Raw genomic sequence first — 18940 nt, forward strand, 5'->3', positions numbered from 1 at the left:
CGGCCTTGGTCCCGTCCGACGCCGCGGGCGCCCGCGCCGCGAGCGCCGCGAACCCCGCGCCCGCGAACACGAGCAGCACGAACTGCACCGGCATGTGGTAACGCAGCCAGTACATATTCAGCCCGGCGGCGAACTTCGCGCCGTACGCGGCGTAGAAAATGACGACGAACGCAAGACCGATGACGGCGGTGACGCCGGATTGCATTTGCCGCTCGGAGAGATCTCCGCGTTTGCGCCCAATGGCGCTGCGTACGCCAAGGATCATTAGCGGCACGAACGCGATGTGCCGGGCGAGCAGCTTGCCAAAGCCGATCAGCGTCGCGGCGACCGCCGGCCCCGGCCCGCGTTCGCCCAGGTTGAAGAACGCGGATTTCGCCTCGCCGGTCGGCGGGAGGATTCCTTCGAAGACGCCCCATCGGTAATTGATCCCCGGCAGCGCGAACACGGCGGTCACGACGAGGATTGCCACCGCGATGCCTAGCGGCTGACGATCCCCGTTCACGCGCCACGCCCACACACCCGCTACTCCGATTGCCGCAAGCAGAAACAGCGCGTCGGGCCGAAACTCAAACGCCCACTTCGCAAGAACGGCAGCCGCAGCCAAAGTGAGGATCCGCCCAAGAAATGGCCGCGCAGAAGGGAGTTTCGGTGCGATCGCCCATCCGATTGCGATCAAGCCACCCGAAATCAAAAATTCAACTATTTCACCGATCCAGATCGAATCGAAAGGCAAATCGAATTCAGATCCCAACAACAACCGGAAATTCATTACGGTGGCGGCGGCGAGAAAAAATGTGAACGCGATGAAGACGCGCTTCCAACGCCCGACACGTCCTCGCGGGCCGGTTAATCGACATGCGGCGACAATCGTTCCGCCAATCGCCAACAACAGACAAAGCGTCGCGTGTAGGGGATTGGGGCGTCTAACGAGGGAATAAAAATTCCAGTCGACGAAAAGCAGATAAACGAACACTTGGACGGCGAGGAAGAGACGCACATTGGAATGGTATGGGCGCACTAGGGCCGTTGCCGCGAACGCCCACGTAACGGCCACGACGCAAACGAACGCTGCGGTTTCCATGCCCGATAGCGCGTGGAAGGTAAACGCGCCGGACGCGCCTACGGCAACGGCCGAAAACGCACCCGCACGCGGGCACCCCATGACGGCAAGGACAAGGTAAACCAGCGGAACCAGAAGGACGCGAACTGAATCGCCAAACGCGTGCGCGGCCATCGCGCTCAACATTTGAAATACGAGACTGTCACCCGACGAGCCGCGCAGGAACTCCGGGATCGGTCCGTTTACTCGGTTACGAAACAAAGCCGGCGAACGCGTTCCATTAACAAAGTCGTTAAGGAGTTCGATATGCCCGGGGCTTGTAACACCCGCATACGAAGCTGATCCATCGGCAAAGGGTTCGATTCGCTTGCGTGCCGCCCCGAGCGTGATGTAGCTGTCGTCGAACGGAAAGATCGCCCAGTCCGTCCCGGGACCGAAATAGGTCAGCGTCTCGTCGGTCTCCGCCCCTGGTATCGGTACGTTGATCGACGCTCGCGTCGCGTCGTTGAACGCCGCGATGCTCGCGCATGACGCCGCGATGGCGAGCAGGAGCGCGAAAGCCGCGCCGCGTTTCGGGAGATCGTGGATGGGTGCGCCCGCGCGCGTCGCGCGCAGGAAATCGAAAAGAAGATACGCGAATCCGGCGACCGAGAGCGCGACGGCCGCGTGGATCATTCGCTCTTATCGGGCGGGGGCGGCGTTTTGCGGCGTTCGGCGTCGCCCGCGTGGCGATCCACCTTGACGGGGACGGCCGAAAGAAGCTGTTCGATCGTAAACGGTTTGGGCAAAACACGCGTGTTGTCGTCAAACAGTCCTTGCGCCTTCATGCGGTCCTGCACGTCGCGGAAACCGCTCGACACGACGACGACGATATCCGGCCGGCGCGCGCGGATGCGGCGAAACACGTCCTCGCCCGTCATGTCGGGCAAAACGAGATCAAGAAGCACCACGTCGAATTCGGTCGGCCGCTCGGCGAATACGCGCGTCGCCTCGGCGCCGGTCGACGCCAGCACGCACGACGCGCCGACCGACGCGAGCGCGGCCTGGCACAGGTCGCGCACGATCGCGTCGTCGTCCACGATCAGGATGCGCGCGGGCGCCTGGCCGCTCGCGGCGGGCGCGGGCAGCGCCATCGCCTCGATCGCCGGAAGATCGACCGTCATCGTCGTGCCCTCGCCCGGGTTCGAATCGACGCGCACGGTGCCGCCGAGATTCTCGACGATGCTGCGCACGGCCGTCAGGCCGAGGCCCCGGCGCGCGGATTTGGTCGTGAAAAACGGCTCGAACACGTGCGGCAGATCGCGCGTGTCGATGCCGATGCCGTCGTCGGCCACGATCAGGCGGACAAAGTCGCCAAACGCCGCCTCGCCCTGCCTTTGCCCGGCGAACTGGCGCATGGTGCGTATCTCGATGACGCCGCCGTCGGGCATCGCCTCCCAGGAATTTTGCAGCAGATTGGCGATCAGCCGTTCGCCAAAGACCGGGTCGATGTAGACCGGCGGCAGATCGTCCGCCAGCCGCAGGTCCAGAACCAGTCCTTCGCTTCCGTAGCCCGAAAAACGCCCGGCCACCGCCCGAACGAGTGCGGAAAGATCCGTCGGGCGAGGCGCGCCACGCGCGGATCGCGTGCACGCGAGCAACTGCCCCGTCAGGTCCTCCGCGCGCTCGGCCGAATCCGCAAGGCGCGCGAGCGTCTCGAGCACGGAAACCGCCGGCGAATCGAGTTGCGCGCGCAAAAGCGACAGATTGCCCTTGATGCCCGTGATGATGTTGCGGAAGTCGCCCGCGATCGCCTCGGAAAGCTGGCGCATCATCTCGAGGTTGCGTGATCGCGTGAGCCGGCGCTCTAGAAGATAGCGCCGCGTGACATCGCGGCAAAATCCGATCAGGCCGACAAACGTACCCGTGTTGTCGCGCAACGGCCCCCAACTGACGTCCAGACGCACGACACGGCCGTTTTTCGCGTAAAAGCGCAGCCCCTCGATGCGCCCCGCGCGGCCCTCGCGCGCGTGCGGAAGGATCTCGCGGAACCGGCGCAGATCCTCCGGATGCACCGTCTCGGACACGCGGCGGTGCATCAGTTCCTCGATGGTGTAACCGCTCGTTTCCTCCACGCGCGCATTGCCGTACACGAGCCGGCCTTTCGAGTCCGTGACGTAAACGATATCCGGCGCGAAATCGAGGATGCGCCGGTCCAGGCGATCCGCCGGAAACGCGACGACCATGCCGTGGCCTTCGGGCCGCGCGACGACAAGGCACGCCCCGTCCGCGAGCTTTTGCGCCTGAATCCGCCAGGGAACGCCGTCGAGCGTCGCGTGCGCGCGGCCCGTGCCGTCGGCTCGCGCCGCGTCGACCGCCCCGGTGATCGCGGTCGCAACGGACTCGGGCAGCGCGCCGGCAAGGGTTCGCGCGCGCAACTCCTCGATCGTGCGTCCGACAAGGCGCACAAAGCCGTCGTTGGCCGAGGCGATCCGCCCGCCGGACGCGACGACAAGCGCCGGGCGCGCGATCGCGGACGTGATGGCGTACGGCGCCGCCGGGTCGTCTTGACGGGGATCCATTTCCACCCTTGGGAGAAAAGAACTTTCGCGATAGCCCGTCAAGCGCGGGACCGACGCTCGCCCAGATTCTTTTGTTTGACATCGACCGGTGCGAAACGGCGGTGCTCGCCTTCTTGAGGCGGCCTTGAGGATTCGCTAGCATGCCGCGTTCGTTGGCGTCGCCGCCGCCTAACGCGTTTCGGAGATCATCGTTGTCGCGCCCCGCATCGCCCCGTGCCCGGACGATTCGAATCCTCGCCCTTTGGCTCGCGATCGCCCTTTTCGCGTTGCTTGCCGTATCGGCCGGCGCGCACCGGGCGATCGCGCAGTCGATATCGGGCAAAACGCCCACGCCGCGTCCCACGCCGCTTGCCGACGACGAGCGCAAGCGTGAGGTGCGCCGGATGCTCGAGGATCCGGGCCTGGCCGGCTCCGACATCGGCATCCTGGTCCGGCCGCTCACGGGCGGCAAAACGCGCTTTCGCCACGACTCGAACAAGCTGCTCATCCCGGCGTCGACCAACAAGATCGTCACCGGAGCGATGGCGCTCGACGCGCTGGGGCCGAAGTATCGCTTCAAGACGGACGTGCTGCTGGCCGCGCCGCTTTCCGCGGACGGCACGGTCAACGGCGACCTGTTCGTCAAAGGCATGGGCGATCCATCGATCTCCGTCGAGGACGCGTGGCTGCTCGCGCGGCAGATCGTCGCGCACGGCGTCCGGCGCGTGACCGGCGACCTGGTCGGCGACGACACGTATTTCGAGCCCGTGCGCTTTTACGATTCCTGGGGATTCAAGCGGCCGTTGTCGTACGCCGCGCCGATGGGCGCGCTGTCGTTTAACTGGAACACCGTACAGGCCTACGTCGTGCCGGGGCGCGTGGCGGGCGAGGCGGCGCACGTGCAGCTCAATCCCGAGTCCGAATACTTTGCGCTCGATAACCAGGTGACGACGTGCGAGGACTGCAACGTCGTGCTGACGATGTCGCTTGTCGGCCGGCGCGCCGTGGTGGCCGGCAAGATGCCGCCGGAATCGCGCCCCTGGACGACGTTCGGCGTCGTCGAGGAGCCGACGATCGTCGCAATGCACGCGCTCAAGGCGATGCTCGTCAAGGAGGGCGTCGTCATCGACGGCGTTGCGCGCGCGGGCGAGGCGCCGGAAGGCGCGCGCCGGCTGCTGCGCCACGAATCCAAGGACCTCTCGCTGATCCTTCGTTACCTGTTCCGTTACTCCAACAACTTCGTCGCCGAGCAGGTCTTGAAGACCGCGGGCGCGGAACTCTTCGGCGCGCCGGGATCGCGCGAGAAGGCGTCTCAGGCCGCGATCGATTTCCTGAAGCGCATCGACGCGTACAAGACGGGCATCACGGTGGACGACGGCTCGGGCCTTTCGCGCGTCAACCGCCAGAGCGCGGCGAGCCTGGTCGGCGTGCTGCAACACATGGCCACGCGGCCGGAAATCTTCCCGGAGTTCGTCGAGGCACTCGCCATCGGCGGGATCGACGGCACACTCGAAAACCGCTTCAACGGAACGCACCTCGAAAACCGCGTCCGCGCCAAGACAGGCTACCTTTTCGGCGCGATCACGCTGGCGGGCTACGCCTGGGACGTGAATAACGAACCGTTCGCCTTCGCGATCCTCATCAACAACCCCCCGCCGAAAACGAGTGTCCGCGACGTGCGGCGAAGGATGGACAAGATTCTGCTGACGTTGATGAGTTAGGTTTTTTTACCGCGAAGGCGCGAAGGGCGCGAAGAACCGAAAAAACTTTGCAGCGTCGGCACGCCCTTCACTTGCGCGCCGCCGTAATCATCGCGACCAGGTCCTTCGGATCGCGCCGACCGTCCAGAATCAACGCGATGGAAACGACATCGCCGTCGATGCGGTAGATGATCCGGTAGGGCTTGAACAGCAGCTCGCGAAATTCGCGCCGGCCGAGCGCCAGCAATTCCTTGACCTACGCGCCGCGATGGGGGTTTTCCGTCAGCGTCGACGCCGTTTCGAGAATCCGGTCGATGACATGGGACGCTTTGATGGAGCTATCGGTTTTAGCGATGTAGGAATAGATATCGCCAAGATTGCGATTCGCGTTCTCGCTCACCTGAACGCGGAACATCAACCTTCGGCGACTTTTTTCGCTTCGAAGCGGGCGATGACGTCTTCAAGAGGCGTCACCTTGCCCTCGGCGATCTGCCGGTCCGCGATGGAAAGCATTTTCAGCATCGCCAGCGCGTTTTCAAGTTCTACGTGGCTCTTGAAATCCTGCACAATGAGCGTCTTCTCGCCGTCTTCGGTGATGACAAGCGGCTCGCCGGTCTCGCGGATCGTGCGCGAGATTTCCTCCGCGTGCTCTTTCAGATAGCTGATCGGTTTTGTACGGGGCATGCGTCCTCCTGACCGGCTTCAATTGTCCGACAGGCGTGGGCGGCGCGTCAACGCGCCGGGGTTATCGCCGTAAAGGTGCCGACGTCCCACTCCCTGACGGTCGCGGTTCGTATCCGGTCGCGGTTCGTATCCGGCGGGAAGACACGCGATGTGGCGGCGCGGCGCGGACCGCTCGCTGGCGCTCGCGGTACTGACATCGCACGCGCGAGAGTCGCTTGCGTTCTCTCGCTCCTCACTTCTCTCCACTCACTTTACAACCAGGCACGGGCACGTTTGCGCACATAGTGATTCCACTCGATCCTCAATCCTCGATCCTCAATCCTCGAACGACAGGGATGGGGATAGAGATGGGGCGCCCGAAGGCGTTGACCATCCTGCGCTTGCAAGCGATAAGGAGGTGCGAACGGGTGTTTGCGGTTCGCGGCGCGTGTTACGCGGATTTCGCGCTTCGCCCACACGGGGCGTGGCGGATTCGCGACGCACGCGCGGCGCGATCGACGCGAAATGCGGCGGAATTTTGCGGACGGGCGGCGAAACGGCCTTCCCGCCGGGAATATCGAAGGCGATTCGCGGACACCCGTTCGGGGCGGCATGGCCCTTGCTTCTCTACCGGCTCGGAACTTCATCCCTCCCGAGGGGCCGACCGGTCGAACCCGCCAAAGCGGCCGGTCGCCTCTCCTTTTTTTGCCCGAAAACCCGAAACGCGCGAAGATGACACCGCGGGGGACGGAACGGATCGGCGGGAAGGATCTGAAGAAGGCGGAATATGGCCCATCGGATACTCGGACTCGACATCGGCGCGGCGCGCGTGAAGGGCACGGTCGTGGAGACGAAGCTTCGTTCCCACGAGGTGATCCAGTCCGCGATCGTGCCGATCCACGATATTGAGGCCGAGGTTGCCGCGCCCCCCGAAACCGCGTCCGCGCCATTCCCGCACCCGGCCGAGGCGTTGGAACCTGGCGAGGCCGGCGGGATCGAGGACGCCGGCGACATCGGGGAGTTCGAGCCGCCGCCTCGCTGGGCCGATGCGGTTCGCTCCTTGCTCGCGCGCCCGGGCCTTGTTTTCGACGAAATCGTCTGCGCGCTGCCGGGGCAACTTGTCTCCACGCGCGTGCTCACCTTTCCGTTCACGCAGCGCGCGAAGATCCAGCAGGTGCTGCGCTTTGAGATCGAGGACCTCGTGCCGTTCGACATGGACGACATGGCCCTGTCCTGGCAGGTGATCGGATCGCGCAAGAACGAATCGCGCGTACTCGTCTCGGCTGTGCGCCGGCAGGATATCGCGCGCTTTCTGCGGCAGCTTGCCGATGTCGGCGTCGATCCGCGCGCGCTGACGATGACCACCTCCGCGCTTTCGGTCACCGCCGCGAACGCGGTGCGCGGCCGGGTTGCGCCGTACGCCGCGGTCGATCTCGGCGCGTCGTCCGTGGATGTTGTCATCTTCGAGGGCCCGCGCCTTGTGAGCGTGCGTTCGATCCCCGAAGGCTTTCACGACGTCGCCGAAAGGCTCGGTCAGGCGCTTGGGCTCCCGGCCGACAAGGCCCGCGCGCTCGTCGAGCAGGTCGCGCGCATCTTCCCCGAGAACGAAAGACCCGCCGACGCCCGCGTCGCGCGCCTGTCGGACGAGATCAAGCGCGCGCTCGCGCCGCTGGTCGGCCGGCTGCGCCAGACGCTGCGCGCTACGGAAAAGGATCACGAATTCCGCGTCGACACGCTCTTTGTCGCCGGTGGCGGATCGCGCGTGCCCGGGCTGTCGGAATACCTCGCCGCGGAACTGGGCGTGGCGGTGGAGCCGCTGCGCACGTTCGCGCCGGAGGCGGAGGGCCTCGTCACCGAAAACGAGGAGACCGACGCGACGTACGCGCAAAGCCTCGGCCTGGCGCTCGCGACCGCGACGACGGTGCCGCTGCGCGGGCTGAACTTCCGCGCGGGCGAGTTCGCGTATCACAAGATCGCGCAGGCTGTGCAAGGGAGCCTCAAGGCCCTTGGCATCATGGCCGGCATTCTGGCGGCACTGTTTATCGTGCTTGTCCTTCAGGCGCGCTCGGTGCAGGCCAAGCGCGTCGAGGCCATCGAGTCGGCCGCGCGCAAGCTCTACGTGGACGCGTTCAAGCAGCAGCCGCCGCCGACCGGTGATGTCGCCGCCGCGTTCAAGGCGCAGGTTTCGCAGGTGCAAGCCAAGGCGCGCCTGCTCGGATTTTTCGGCGAGAAAAACCAGCGCGCGCTCGACATCATCCGCGCGATGAGTAACGCCATCCCCAAGGAGATCTTCGTCGAGATCAAACAGATGGACGTAAAGCCCGAGTGGATCAAGATCGAGGCGCTCACGGACACCTTCCAGACCGTGAACAAGATCGAAACCGAGCTGCAGAAAAACGCGATCTTCTACGACGTCACGCGCGAGGACGCGAAGAAAACGCCGGATGACAAGATCAAGTTCAAGCTGACCATTCACCTGGTGCCCAAGGAGGCCGGCAAGTCCGGCGTGGCGACGCTTTTCAAGAAGGAAGATGCGCCGCTCATACCCGGGCAGGCGGGGACGCAATAAATGGCCTTCACGCTTTCCGATCGCGACCGCCGCGTCCTGATGATCCTCGGCGGATTTTTCGGCCTGGTGCTGATTTATCTGCTGGCCTCGTGGGCGCTTGGCGGAACCGGCGGCGGCTCGGTGGCCGAAAAACAGCGGCAGCTTTCGGAGATTATCCAGTCTTACCGCACGTTCACGGAGACGCAGGCCGCCTTCGACCTCGCGGAAAAGGATATGTCGCGCGCGGGCGACGTGGAGCTTCTGACCGAGCTTGAGAGCCTGGCGGCCAAGGCGAACGTCCGGGACAAGATCGTCGCCATCGACCGGCGCAGCGCGCAGAAGAACCCGTACTACGAGGAAGATTCCGTCGAGGCGCGACTTGAGCGCATCACCATCGAGCAGCTCGTCAATTATCTTTACGAGCTCGAATACAGCCCGAAGGTCATCCGCATCAAGGAGATGCACATCGAGGTGCTCTTCCAGGACAAGAACCTGATGAACGTCAAACTGCTCGTCAGCAAGTTCCAGAGCAAGGCGGGCGGCGCATCGGCGAGTTGAGGCCATGACGCGATTTTCGCGCGTTGCGATTCCTCTTTTTTCGATTTTCTATGGCCTGTTTGCCTTGCCCGGATGCGGCGAAAGCATCGACGACTACTACCCGCTGGCCGTCGGCCATTCCTGGACCTACGAGACGCGCTATCCCGACGGGCGCACGCGCGTCGACACCGAGCAGATTTACCGCCGCGTCGAGCAGACGTATTTCTTCAACAATGGCGAAACCGTCATCCGCCTGCCGGGCACGGCGATTTTCAACCGCAATGCCATGCGGCTTTTGCGCTACCCGATCGAGCCCGGCACGGTGTGGGAAGACAACGACATCACGTTCGAGATCGTCGCGAAAGGCCAATCTACCGAGGTGCCGGCGGGAACCTTCGACCAAACCGTCACCGTTCAATGGAAAAGCCGCCGCGCCGCGCCCGTCACGATGACGGCGGACGAATTTGCGTCCGATCCCGCCGAAATGCTCTCCGGCGACACCAAACCCAAGGAACCCAAGCCCGGCGAGGAGCGCGAATTTCCCATGCGCGATTTCATCGCGCGAACCGTGTTCGCCAAGGGCATCGGCCCGATCCGCTACGAATTGCAGGCGGCGGAGGTCGGTGCGGATGCGGGCCAACCGGCGCCCCCGCTCCGCCCGATCATGGAGAGCGTGCTTTTGTCCTACCACATCGAGGATTGAAGATTGAAGATTGGAGATTGAAGATTGTCCGGGCGCGCCGTTTTGCGCCGAATCCGGCCGTATCGTTCCGCGTTCGGCGCGGCCCGCCGCGGTTTCAAATGGGCGACCGGCATTCGACAACCTTCACGCTTCCTTGCGATTCCAATCTTCAATCTTCAATCGACAATCTTATTGAAGATTGAAGATTGTCCGGGCGCGGCGTTTTGCTCCGAATCCGGCCGTATCATTCAGCGTTCGGCGCGGCCCGCCGCGGTTTCAAATGGGCGACCGGCATTCGACAACCTCCACGCTTCCTTGCGATTCCAATCTTCAATCTTCAATCTTCAATCGACAATCTTCAGTTCCCCAGGTCGGCCAGATCCCGGGCGAGCACCTCGCGATCCTCCGGGTCGTCGCAGCGATCCATCCACGCGCGCATCTGGGCGACGTGCGTTTCCCGCGTGGCCTCGTCGCCCGCGACCTTCGCCGCGCGGGCGAGCGCCTCGTGCGCGGCGCCGTGGTCGAACGCCGACAAATTGTTCGCCGTCACGATCTGAAGGCAGCGCGCCGCGTGCCGGCGGCACGGGTCGGCAAGACCCAGCACGGCGTACACGCGCGAGATCTGCCATTCGCCGCGTGCGGCGTGCACCGCTTCGCCCACCTGAAGCCAGTGCCAGCGCGAGGCAAACGTCGCCGCGAGCATCTCGTCGTCTTGTTCCGGAGTGCGTTCGGGCTTGTCCATCAGCTCCCACGTGCGATTGAAAAGGCGCTTGGCCAGTTTCAGGTGGATCTCGCGTTCGATCGGATCGTTCGACATCGGGGCTCCTTCCGCGAAGGGACAATCACTTGCCCCCTGGTTTTCGCACGGGAGTGTTATCGGGTAAGCTGAGAAAAATTTCGATACCGGCCGCTGCCGCCGACCGCGGACGCCCCGGCCGGACGAGCGCCGTGAAAAATATCGCGTCCCTCATCCCGACTTTCTCGATCGACCGGCGCCTTCTTGCTTCCATCGCGTTTCTCGCTGTTCTCGCGATCGCGTTCTGCGCGCCAATGTTCGCGACGCCGGGCGGTTTCGTCTCCGGCGACACCTACCGCATGCATGACTGGCTCATCGCGGCGTCGCATGACGCGATGGCGCGCGAGACCCTGCTTGTTCATCGTCAGATTCCGATTCGCAGCCATCTGGTCGGCGGCGGTTTTCCCGTTGGCGCCCATCCCTCCGATGGCGCGTACAGCCCGTTCATCATCCCGTCGCTCCTGTTCGGCGAACGCATCGGGCTGCGCGTCAATCTCATCCTCACGCTTTTCCTGGGCAGTGTCGGCGTGCTCCTGCTTTGCCGCGAGCGAATCGTCCTGAGCCTTGCCTCGTCGCTATTTGCCGCGAGTGCGTTCGCCGTTTCCGGGTGGCACGCGTCGCGCGTGCTCGTCGGCTTTTACGAGTCGACATTTTTCATGCTGTTTCCGTTGATGCTCTATTTGATCATCACCGCCCATCGCTCGTCGGTGCGTTTTTTCGCCGCCGTTATCGTAACGCTCACGTGTTTCATGCAGGCGCTCGCCGGAGCCGCGGTTTTCCTGCTCTTTCTGGCGGCGCACCTGGCCGCGCACACCGCCGGCGGCCACGGGGGCTTGCGCCGCCTTCCCGCGATGCGCCTGGCCGTTCTCGTTCTTTTATCGACCCTGTTTCTGGGCGCGGTCAAATTCGCGCCGATGAGCACGTTGCTCACGAGTGCGTCCGGCACGCGCGGTTTGCCCGCATCGCTGGCCGAAGGCGTCCCGTACGGACCGATGGAACGCTTCGTGTTCCGGCGCACCTCGCGTTTTTACGACACACTTTCCGTCTGGCTCGTCACGCAGCCGGACGCCTACTACGGCAGCTTCGGCGATCTTGCGCGGCGGCTGACAAGCCACGTACCACGCGAGACCGAATACACCGAGATCGAAAACGACGGCCGTCTGGTGCCGCGCGACGACGAATATCCGCATCTGGGACTCGGAGGAATCGTCGTCGCGCTCGCGGCGCTGGGCACCTTCGGGCGGCGGCGCGAGGCGCTCGCGAACTTCGGCATCCTCGCGTTTTTCGCGCTGATCTGCATGGGGCCGAATGCCCCGGTCGACATCTGGCGACTGGTCTTCACCATTCCCGTCATCAACACGATCACGCGGCCGGTGCAATACTTCAACGTCGTGATCGTGATGCAGATGTGCCTGCTTGCCGGATTTGGATATGCGTTCGCCGAGGAGCGGCTCTTTCGCGGGACGAAACCGCGTGCCTTGTTCGCGGGCGCTTGTGCCTTACTCCTCGTGCCCGGAGCGCTGGCCGCCTCGTTGCGCTATTATCAGGCGTTCTCCGTGCCCTTGCCCGTCCCCGAGCGCGAACCGGAGTTCTATCAGGTCATGCTCGATGAGCCGCGCTACCGCGAGGAGGTGTCGCTCGGCTACGCGAACACCTACCTGAACATCAAGCGCGGCATCGGGACGATCGTATGGGACTCGTGGGTCAACCTGCCCGCCGCGGCGCGCCCGAAATATTTCGTCACCCGCCAGGGCGAACGCTATCCGGCGCCGCGCTATCGCGGCGAGGCGTGGTTCAGCGAACGCGATAAGGCCGTCCACGGGAACTCCGTGAAAAGCGTGCGTGTCACGCCAAACCGCATCGACCTCGAACTCGACATGGTGCGCCCGGGGCGTCTTGTCATCAATCAGAATTTCAACACCGGGTGGAAGGCGACGGCCGGGCGAACCTTTAGCCGCAACGGCCGTCTCGCGGTGCGTCTGGACAAACCGGTCGAGACGCTGACCCTACGATTCCGTTCGCGCTCGTTCGGCTTTGGCGCGACCGTCAGCATCGCGACGTGGGTCGCGCTCATCGGATTCCATGCGATCGGTGCGCGCCGCTGGCCGATATATTTTCGGTAGGAATTTCGCCGGCATTCATTCGTTCGTGTCCTCCGTGGCGAACTTTTCCACCACCCGCATGGTCATCCGTTCGCGAAGGCGCGGAAAAAAGCGCTCAAGCCGATGAAACATCCGCGCCCGGCGCCCAGGAACGATGAGAAACCGGCCGCGTTCCATGCCGCGGACAAGCTCCCGCGCGACGGACTCCGGCGAGAGCACGCCCGCGCGATCGTTGAGCGCCTTCGTTTCGGGTGGCTTTTCCGGATCGGTCTTGCGCATCATTGGCGTATCGACCTGCGGCGGGCACATCACCGCGACGTTGATGCCATGCGGCGCCAGTTCGCCGCGCAGCGCCTGCGTGAATCCGACGAGCGCGAATTTCGACGCGCTGTACGCCGTGTATCCGACCACGCCGACAAGTCCCGAAAACGAAGCGACGTTGATGATGTGCGCGTGCGTTTCGCGGCTTGCGGACGAGCCCGCGCGCTGTCGCTTGCGGCTCTGATTCCGCATCGCGGGCAACAGCGCCTCGATCGCGTTGCGGCAGCCGTAAACGTTCACGCGTATCGTGCGGTCGAAGCGCTCGTAGGCCATCTGCTCGAAGTATTGCGCGCCGCCGATGCCCGCGCTGTTCACCAATACGTCCGGCGCGCCGAACGACGACGCCGCCTCGCCAAGCACGCGCAGCACCGTGTCGCGATCGGTCACGTCCACGCGCGCGAACGCGGCGCGCTGCGCGTCCGACCGCGCCGCGCGGCGAATCGACGCCATCGCCGCTCCGGCCGCCGCTTCGTCGTCGAGCGAAAATGCGAACACGTCCGCGCCGAGCCTTGCAAACTCGATCGCGACGGCGAGGCCGATGCCGCTCGTCCCGCCGCTGATGAACGCGCTTTTCCCGGTGAGATTCATGGGATGGTTTTACCACAGAGAACACGGACAACACGGAGAAAAGTCTGGAAGTCCGGAAGGTCATCGCAAGAAGCGACGAATTTTCTAGCCTTTCCTCTGTGCTCTCCGTGTCCTCCGTGGTGAATTGCGATTTGCGATTTCTCTATTTCCTCTTTTCTATTTCCTGTTTTCTCATAATGGCCACGTCCTTCGCCGGGAATTCGCACACCCACCCGAATCGCTCGGCGACGCGGCCGAGCGTGACCTCGCGATAGAACACGACGTGCGTCGGATCGCGACGGTAAGTCCAGTCGGCAAAATTGGCGTCATCGGTCTGAAAGCACGTCATCACCGCCAGTAGTCCGCCGGGGCGAAGCAGGCGGTCAAGACGCGCAAACTCTTCCGCCGGCCGGTGGAAATGCTCGATCGTCTCGGTGCAGGTGACAAAATCGTACGTCGCGGCGAGCGCATCGGCGTCCGGGACAAAATAGGGATCGAACACGCGCACCTCGTGCCCCGCCTCGCGCAGCATTTGGGCGAGCGCCGGGCCCGGCCCGCAGCCGTAATCGAGACCCGCGGAGCCAGGCGAAAGGCGCGCGCAAAGCGGATCGGCCAGACGCGCCATATGCCGGCGGTAGCCCGCGTCCGCGGGATCGTTGCGATGCCGGCGGTAGCGCTCGCGCTCAGCCTCAATCGAAAGGCGGCGCGCCGGATCAAGAAACGTCGCGACGCACCGCGCGCAGCGAAAGTAGTCGTACCCGTCCACGCGCGCGAACGGCGTGACGCGCGTTGACGCACAGACGATGCATGCGGCCGGATCCGTCATGGGAGGATCATAGCAGGACGAGAAAAGAGAAAAGAGGAAAGAGGAAAGAGGAAAGAGTCTGGAGCTTTTTCGTCAGCCACCGCCCGCGGCACCGCGATTTTCCGCCGCGCGAAATCGGAGGGCAGGTGAAAATCGACCATCTTCCCGCCCGTTTACGACTATGCTATAAAAGCCGCATCAATGCCCGAAAAAGAAGTTTCGGAGATTGAGAGGATCATCGGGATCCCGTTTATTTTTGGCGCTGCCCGGCTCGCGCAGGATAATTTTCCGGCACAAGACCCAAGGCTCGAAAAGTAAACGAGAACGGAGCGGCGATCGTTGCCGTTCAAGCGCCGGCGGGCGCTGTTTTCCCGCCACGAGGCGCCGTCTCCATCGGGGAGATCGGTGCAAGAGAAAGAAAGGTATGTCGAAGAAACTGTTTGTGGGGAGTCTGAGCTGGAACACGACGGACGAGGGCCTCCTCGACGCGTTTTCCCAGTACGGTGAAGTCACCGAGGCGAAGGTGATCACCGATCGCGATTCCGGCCGCTCGCGCGGATTCGGATTCGTTACCTTCGCCGAATCCGACAGCGCCGACGCGGCGATCAGCGCGCTCGACGGCAAGGAGCTCGACGGCCGGACCATCAAGGTCAACGTCGCGCAAGACAAGCCCCGCGAAGGCGGCGGCGGCGGCGGTCGCGACCGCTGGTAATCTCCCCCGCGCGTTCGGCGATGTTGAAATCGCGCGCGTAAACAGGCGGCCCGCCCCGTCCTTCGGACGAGACGATCGCCTGATAACCCAAATCGAGATACAAGACGGCGCCTTGCGGCGCCGTTTTTTTTCGATCCACCCTTCCGCCCGAGCGAGCGATCCCACAGGCCCGTCATCCTGAGCGACAGACCCGTCATCCCGAGCCACGGGCTTGTCATCCTGAGCGAAGCGAAGGATCTCCATCCGCCCGCCGCGCCGCCTTCGCGGCCCCCGAAAAGAGGTGCGATATTTTTGCTATCTTAATTTTTCCTGTTGTGCTATAAAAACGACATCAATCCCGGAAAAGAAGTTTCGGAGTTGAGAGGATCGACAGGATCCCGTTTAATTTTTGACGCTGCCCGCCTTACGCAGAAATTTTTCCGCACAAGTCGAACGGCCCGGAAAGTAAACGCCATGCAGGCGGCGATCGACGCCGTTCAAGCGCCGGCGGGCGCTGTTTTCCCGCCACGAGGCGCCGTCTTCAACGCGAAGGCAGGCGTAAGAGAGAATGGAAAGTCATGTCGAAGAAACTGTTTGTAGGAAGTTTGAGCTGGGACACGAACGACGATAGCCTTCGCGAGGCGTTCGGCCGTTACGGCGAGGTCACCGAGGCCAGCGTCATCACCGATCGCGACACCGGCCGCTCGCGCGGTTTCGGGTTCGTCACCTTCGCCGAAGCCGGCGATGCGACCAACGCGATCAGCGCGCTCGACGGCAAGGAGCTCGACGGCCGGACCATCAAGGTCAACGAGGCGCAGGACAAGCCCCGCGACGGCGGCGGACGCTCCGGCGGATTCGGCGGCGGCGGCGGACGCTCCGGCGGCCGCGACCGCTGGTAGTTCCCCTGGGACCGCGGGCGGCTCGCCCGCTTCGGTTCCACCGAACGCTCTAAACAACAACATCGCGAATCAGAAAACGGCGCCGCAAGGCGCCGTTTTTTCGTATGCGCTCTTCGCGGCAAAAAACCTCTGTGCCCTCCGTGTTCTCTGTGGTTAACTGCGTTTCATGTTTCGCCTTACCGCGATTCTCCTCATCCTCCCCTCGTTTGCCTTCGCGCAGGCCGCCACGGGCCCCGTGCCCATCGACGATCGGCAGTGGATCGACCCGGCGCTCGTGCGTCTGCATTGGACGGCCGGGACGGGGCACGCCTCGCCGATCGACCACTTCGTCGTGTTTCTCGACGACGATCCGGCGGTCATCAATAACCCCGACGGCGTCGCGGAATTTTCCGGTACGGTGGACGCGGACGATCCGCCGACGTTTGACGTGACGAGCCTCGCGCTCGCGACGGACTACCACTGGCGCGTCGATACGATTCTCGAGGACACGACGCGCGTTGTCGGGGACGCTTGGAGCTTCCAGACCGAGCGCGTCGATTTGCCGGGCGTCGCCGTGAACTACAGCCCCGATCCCGCAGAGGTTTATCTGATGTCGCCGTCGATCGCGCCGCGCGAGGGCGGCGGCTACATCGTCTCGCACGACGTCTCCGGCCCGGGCCCGCCGGCGGGGTCGTTGACGCAGCTCTGGGAATCGACCGACGGCGGCGTGAACTGGACGTGGCTCGCGGACGTGCCCGGCCTGCACTGGGCAAACCTGTTCTGGTACGAGGGCGATCTGTACCTGTTCGGCGTCGCGGCCGGGCAGCGCGCGGCGATTTACCGCAGCGAGGACGGCGGCAAGACCTGGACGACGCCCGTCGACGAGAACACCGGCTACATCTTCCCGGACGCCGGCTACCACACCGGGCCGATGCCGGTCGTGGAGCACGGCGGCCGCGTGTGGCGCGCGATCGAGGACCTCAAGGACCCGGGCGACTGGCCGGAGTATTTCCGCGCGATGATGATCTCCGCGCCGGTCGGCTCGGACCTGCTTGCCGCGTCGAACTGGACCGCCACCAATCGCCTGTCCTACGACGAGACGATGCTGCCCGGCGCGGGGTGGCTCGAGGGCAACGCGGTCGTCACGCCGGACGGCGGCATCGTCAACATGCTGCGGCTAAACAGCGAGACGCCGTCGTTTTTCCTCGTCGAGACCGCGGCGATGGTGCACGTGAGCGCGGACGGCACGACGGCGACGTTCGACCCGGCAAGCGGCTTCATCGACTTTCCCGGCGGCGGCGTGAAGTTCGTGATCCGGTACGACGAGACGAGCGGGCGCTACTGGTCGCTCGTCAACAAGCAGCGCGATCCGTGGGCGATGCGCAACGTCCTTGCGATATCAAGTTCGCCGGACCTCATCGAGTGGACGGTACACGACGAGCTGATCGCGCATTGGAACTGGATCTTCCACGGCTGGCACTACACGGACTGGCTCATCGAGGGCGAGGACATCGTGTTCGCCTCCCGCACCGCACACCCGATGGGCGACGCGCTCCCGCACGGCTACCATGACGCCAACTTCACGACCTTCCACCGCGTCGAGAATTTCCGCGATTATCTGCAAACGGGCGACGACGATGACGACAGCGTGGATGATGACGCGGACGATGATGATGCGGCGGATGACGACAGCGCGGATGACGATGACGCGGCGGATGACGACGCGGATGATGATGCGACGGACGACGACGATTCCGATGGCAACGTGGATGACGATGCGGACGATGACGCGATGGACGACGACGCGATAGACGACGACGCGTCCGCCGACGACGATTCGACGACCGACGACGACACCACGAACGTTGGCGCTGCCGGCGCGGACGACGACGACTCAAGCTGCTGTGGCTGCTGAACTGCTAGCCACGCCGAAGTTTTAACGAAGGCGGGAGACCGCGGGCGGCTCGCCCGCTTATGCTGCGATGGCCTCCTGGGAACCCCGAACCCCAGTTCGGCCCCGGGAGCGCAGGCATCTTGCCTGCTTATGCTGCGATGGCCTCCTGGGAACGCCGAACTCCAGCTCGGCTGTGCGGTGGATAACGCTACCAAAAACCACGTCGCGCCCGCTGAACCGAATCGGCCACACCCTGGGACCGCAGGTGTACTCAATACCGTTACTCGCGCTCTATTCTATAGACTCGAACAATATTCGACGCCATTGGTGTCCGATAACTTGTTGCCAACTTGACCGATATATCACCGTTCTCAATTTGCTCGACCTTAAATGCAATACAGAATTGTCTATCATTATATTCATTTGCTAAACTTTTCCAGTTTTCGAGAAGATATCTATTCGCGGAATAGCTTCCATTCTGACCTCCGCCAAGCGCGTATATTTTGACTCGTCCATCGTCATTTAGTTTTACAATTAACGCAAAATCGTTTTTCTCATTCACACGATTTGTAAGTTTGTTCCCGTGCGCGAAGAGTTCGGCATGCCCATTTTCGTTGTTTTTAAATTCCACGGCAAACGGATTGTGTTCAAAAAATTCTTTCGCCAACGGGTTCAAATTTGGTCCGCCAACAGAGATAAATTGATCGCTGGCCGCACCTTTGACATCGCTCGACAATTGAAATCTAAATGCCGGTGCAATTTCCCCATTGGCACCCACAGCACGGGTAAGAAATTGCCACAAATTGGACTTAGGTCTATAAACCAAAGATTGATACAAATTAATAGCAGCAAATTCTGCGACAGGAATTCCAGCGATGTCGCCATCGATCTGTGGCACCGCGACGAGGTAACTTTTTTCGTTTGTTGGCCCGAATAATTTTTCGAAATTTATTTTGGATCGTTGAAAGTAAATATAATATAATGTATACAAAAATAACGCAAACATTAAATTCGCAAAAAAGCCGACAAGTAAATCGCAAATCATTGAATCGCATCGCCTCCGTCGCTATCGCGAAATAGTGCGTATAATAAATACTTTGTTTAAATATTTTTGTAAAGACTCGACTCCGCAGTGTCCACGGTCGCCCCCCATGAC

17 protein-coding genes are annotated in these 18940 nt (G+C 63.0%); 8 read left to right on the forward strand and 9 right to left on the reverse strand.

The window, feature by feature from the left end:
• Nucleotides 1-1735, reverse strand: a 1735-nt coding sequence (locus K8I61_02350; protein ID MBZ0270850.1) for a hypothetical protein, incomplete at its 3' end; no start/stop codon positions are given.
• Nucleotides 1732-3621 (reverse strand): PAS domain S-box protein, encoded by a 1890-nt coding sequence (locus K8I61_02355; GenBank protein ID MBZ0270851.1) that lies wholly within the window; start codon nt 3619-3621, stop codon nt 1732-1734. The genes K8I61_02350 and K8I61_02355, both read right to left, overlap by 4 nt.
• A 191-nt stretch (nt 3622-3812) precedes the next feature.
• Between K8I61_02355 and dacB the strand changes: the two genes are divergently transcribed.
• A complete protein-coding gene (dacB, locus tag K8I61_02360) occupies nt 3813-5321 on the forward strand; it encodes a D-alanyl-D-alanine carboxypeptidase/D-alanyl-D-alanine-endopeptidase (protein ID MBZ0270852.1) in 1509 nt (502 codons plus the stop codon).
• A 67-nt stretch (nt 5322-5388) separates the two neighbouring features.
• Here dacB and K8I61_02365 read toward each other — a convergent pair whose 3' ends face one another.
• The 3 genes from K8I61_02365 to K8I61_02375 are packed head-to-tail and all read right to left on the reverse strand — an operon-like array spanning nt 5389 to nt 5984.
• Nucleotides 5389-5547, reverse strand: coding sequence for a type II toxin-antitoxin system RelE/ParE family toxin (locus K8I61_02365; GenBank protein MBZ0270853.1), 159 nt, complete (start codon nt 5545-5547; stop codon nt 5389-5391).
• Nucleotides 5548-5556: 9 nt separating this feature from the next.
• Complete coding sequence (locus K8I61_02370; GenBank protein ID MBZ0270854.1) at nt 5557-5715, reverse strand: type II toxin-antitoxin system RelE/ParE family toxin; 159 nt, start codon at nt 5713-5715, stop codon at nt 5557-5559.
• Nucleotides 5715-5984, reverse strand: coding sequence for a type II toxin-antitoxin system Phd/YefM family antitoxin (locus tag K8I61_02375; GenBank protein MBZ0270855.1), 270 nt, complete (start codon nt 5982-5984; stop codon nt 5715-5717). The genes K8I61_02370 and K8I61_02375 overlap by 1 nt, the downstream gene beginning before the upstream one ends.
• 766 nt (nt 5985-6750) lie before the next feature.
• Between K8I61_02375 and pilM the strand changes: the two genes are divergently transcribed.
• Genes pilM through K8I61_02390 form a run of 3 tightly spaced genes read left to right on the forward strand, consistent with a single transcriptional unit; the run spans nt 6751 to nt 9751 of the window.
• A complete protein-coding gene (gene pilM / locus K8I61_02380) occupies nt 6751-8532 on the forward strand; it encodes a pilus assembly protein PilM (protein MBZ0270856.1) in 1782 nt (593 codons plus the stop codon).
• Nucleotides 8533-9069, forward strand: coding sequence for a hypothetical protein (locus tag K8I61_02385; GenBank protein ID MBZ0270857.1), 537 nt, complete (start codon nt 8533-8535; stop codon nt 9067-9069).
• A 4-nt stretch (nt 9070-9073) separates the two neighbouring features.
• Nucleotides 9074-9751 carry a hypothetical protein gene (locus tag K8I61_02390; protein MBZ0270858.1) on the forward strand — a complete coding sequence of 226 codons (678 nt, stop codon included), beginning with the start codon at nt 9074-9076 and terminating at the stop codon, nt 9749-9751.
• Nucleotides 9752-10088: 337 nt separating this feature from the next.
• On the opposite strand, the gene K8I61_02395 is transcribed toward K8I61_02390, so the two are convergent.
• On the reverse strand, nt 10089-10547 hold the full coding sequence (locus K8I61_02395) for a hypothetical protein (protein ID MBZ0270859.1): 459 nt from the start codon (nt 10545-10547) through the stop codon (nt 10089-10091).
• A 131-nt stretch (nt 10548-10678) separates the two neighbouring features.
• On the opposite strand from K8I61_02395, the gene K8I61_02400 reads away from it, so the two are divergent.
• Nucleotides 10679-12649, forward strand: coding sequence for a hypothetical protein (locus tag K8I61_02400; protein MBZ0270860.1), 1971 nt, complete (start codon nt 10679-10681; stop codon nt 12647-12649).
• 15 nt (nt 12650-12664) lie between these two features.
• Here the strand turns inward: K8I61_02400 and K8I61_02405 are convergent, their stop codons facing one another.
• Nucleotides 12665-13537, reverse strand: a complete 873-nt coding sequence (locus K8I61_02405; GenBank protein ID MBZ0270861.1) for an SDR family NAD(P)-dependent oxidoreductase — start codon at nt 13535-13537, stop codon at nt 12665-12667.
• Between the two features lie 142 nt (nt 13538-13679).
• The gene (locus K8I61_02410) at nt 13680-14342 is read right to left on the reverse strand and encodes a class I SAM-dependent methyltransferase (GenBank protein ID MBZ0270862.1); all 663 of its coding nucleotides are present in this window, start codon (nt 14340-14342) and stop codon (nt 13680-13682) included.
• A gap of 403 nt (nt 14343-14745) precedes the next feature.
• Here K8I61_02410 and K8I61_02415 point away from each other — a divergent pair, with 403 nt between their 5' ends.
• The 3 genes from K8I61_02415 to K8I61_02425 all read left to right on the forward strand — a co-directional run bounded on the left by K8I61_02415 (nt 14746) and on the right by K8I61_02425 (nt 17805).
• Nucleotides 14746-15033: an RNA-binding protein gene (locus K8I61_02415; protein MBZ0270863.1), complete on the forward strand. Its 288-nt coding sequence runs from the start codon at nt 14746-14748 to the stop codon at nt 15031-15033.
• Nucleotides 15034-15590: 557 nt separating this feature from the next.
• Nucleotides 15591-15911, forward strand: coding sequence for an RNA-binding protein (locus tag K8I61_02420; protein ID MBZ0270864.1), 321 nt, complete (start codon nt 15591-15593; stop codon nt 15909-15911).
• A 166-nt stretch (nt 15912-16077) separates the two neighbouring features.
• Entirely contained in the window at nt 16078-17805 is a 1728-nt protein-coding gene (locus tag K8I61_02425; protein ID MBZ0270865.1) for a hypothetical protein, read from the forward strand.
• Between the two features lie 259 nt (nt 17806-18064).
• Here K8I61_02425 and K8I61_02430 read toward each other — a convergent pair whose 3' ends face one another.
• Nucleotides 18065-18829, reverse strand: a complete 765-nt coding sequence (locus K8I61_02430) for a hypothetical protein (protein ID MBZ0270866.1) — start codon at nt 18827-18829, stop codon at nt 18065-18067.
• Nucleotides 18830-18940: the final 111 nt, after the last annotated feature.

This window comes from bacterium (assembly GCA_019912885.1).
Lineage (GTDB): Bacteria > Lernaellota > Lernaellaia > JACKCT01 > JACKCT01 > JAIOHV01.

Bases quoted from the DNA above. Each gene is read 5' to 3' on its own strand.
- K8I61_02355 (MBZ0270851.1), bottom strand. From the start codon at position 3,621: ATGGATCCCCGTCAAGACGACCCGGCGGCGCCGTACGCCATCACGTCC.
- K8I61_02370 (MBZ0270854.1), bottom strand. From the start codon at position 5,715: ATGTTCCGCGTTCAGGTGAGCGAGAACGCGAATCGCAATCTTGGCGAT.
- K8I61_02375 (MBZ0270855.1), bottom strand. From the start codon at position 5,984: ATGCCCCGTACAAAACCGATCAGCTATCTGAAAGAGCACGCGGAGGAA.
- pilM (MBZ0270856.1), top strand. From the start codon at position 6,751: ATGGCCCATCGGATACTCGGACTCGACATCGGCGCGGCGCGCGTGAAG.
- K8I61_02385 (MBZ0270857.1), top strand. From the start codon at position 8,533: ATGGCCTTCACGCTTTCCGATCGCGACCGCCGCGTCCTGATGATCCTC.
- K8I61_02390 (MBZ0270858.1), top strand. From the start codon at position 9,074: ATGACGCGATTTTCGCGCGTTGCGATTCCTCTTTTTTCGATTTTCTAT.
- K8I61_02395 (MBZ0270859.1), bottom strand. From the start codon at position 10,547: ATGTCGAACGATCCGATCGAACGCGAGATCCACCTGAAACTGGCCAAG.
- K8I61_02405 (MBZ0270861.1), bottom strand. From the start codon at position 13,537: ATGAATCTCACCGGGAAAAGCGCGTTCATCAGCGGCGGGACGAGCGGC.
- K8I61_02410 (MBZ0270862.1), bottom strand. From the start codon at position 14,342: ATGACGGATCCGGCCGCATGCATCGTCTGTGCGTCAACGCGCGTCACG.
- K8I61_02415 (MBZ0270863.1), top strand. From the start codon at position 14,746: ATGTCGAAGAAACTGTTTGTGGGGAGTCTGAGCTGGAACACGACGGAC.
- K8I61_02420 (MBZ0270864.1), top strand. From the start codon at position 15,591: ATGTCGAAGAAACTGTTTGTAGGAAGTTTGAGCTGGGACACGAACGAC.
- K8I61_02425 (MBZ0270865.1), top strand. From the start codon at position 16,078: ATGTTTCGCCTTACCGCGATTCTCCTCATCCTCCCCTCGTTTGCCTTC.
- K8I61_02430 (MBZ0270866.1), bottom strand. From the start codon at position 18,829: ATGATTTGCGATTTACTTGTCGGCTTTTTTGCGAATTTAATGTTTGCG.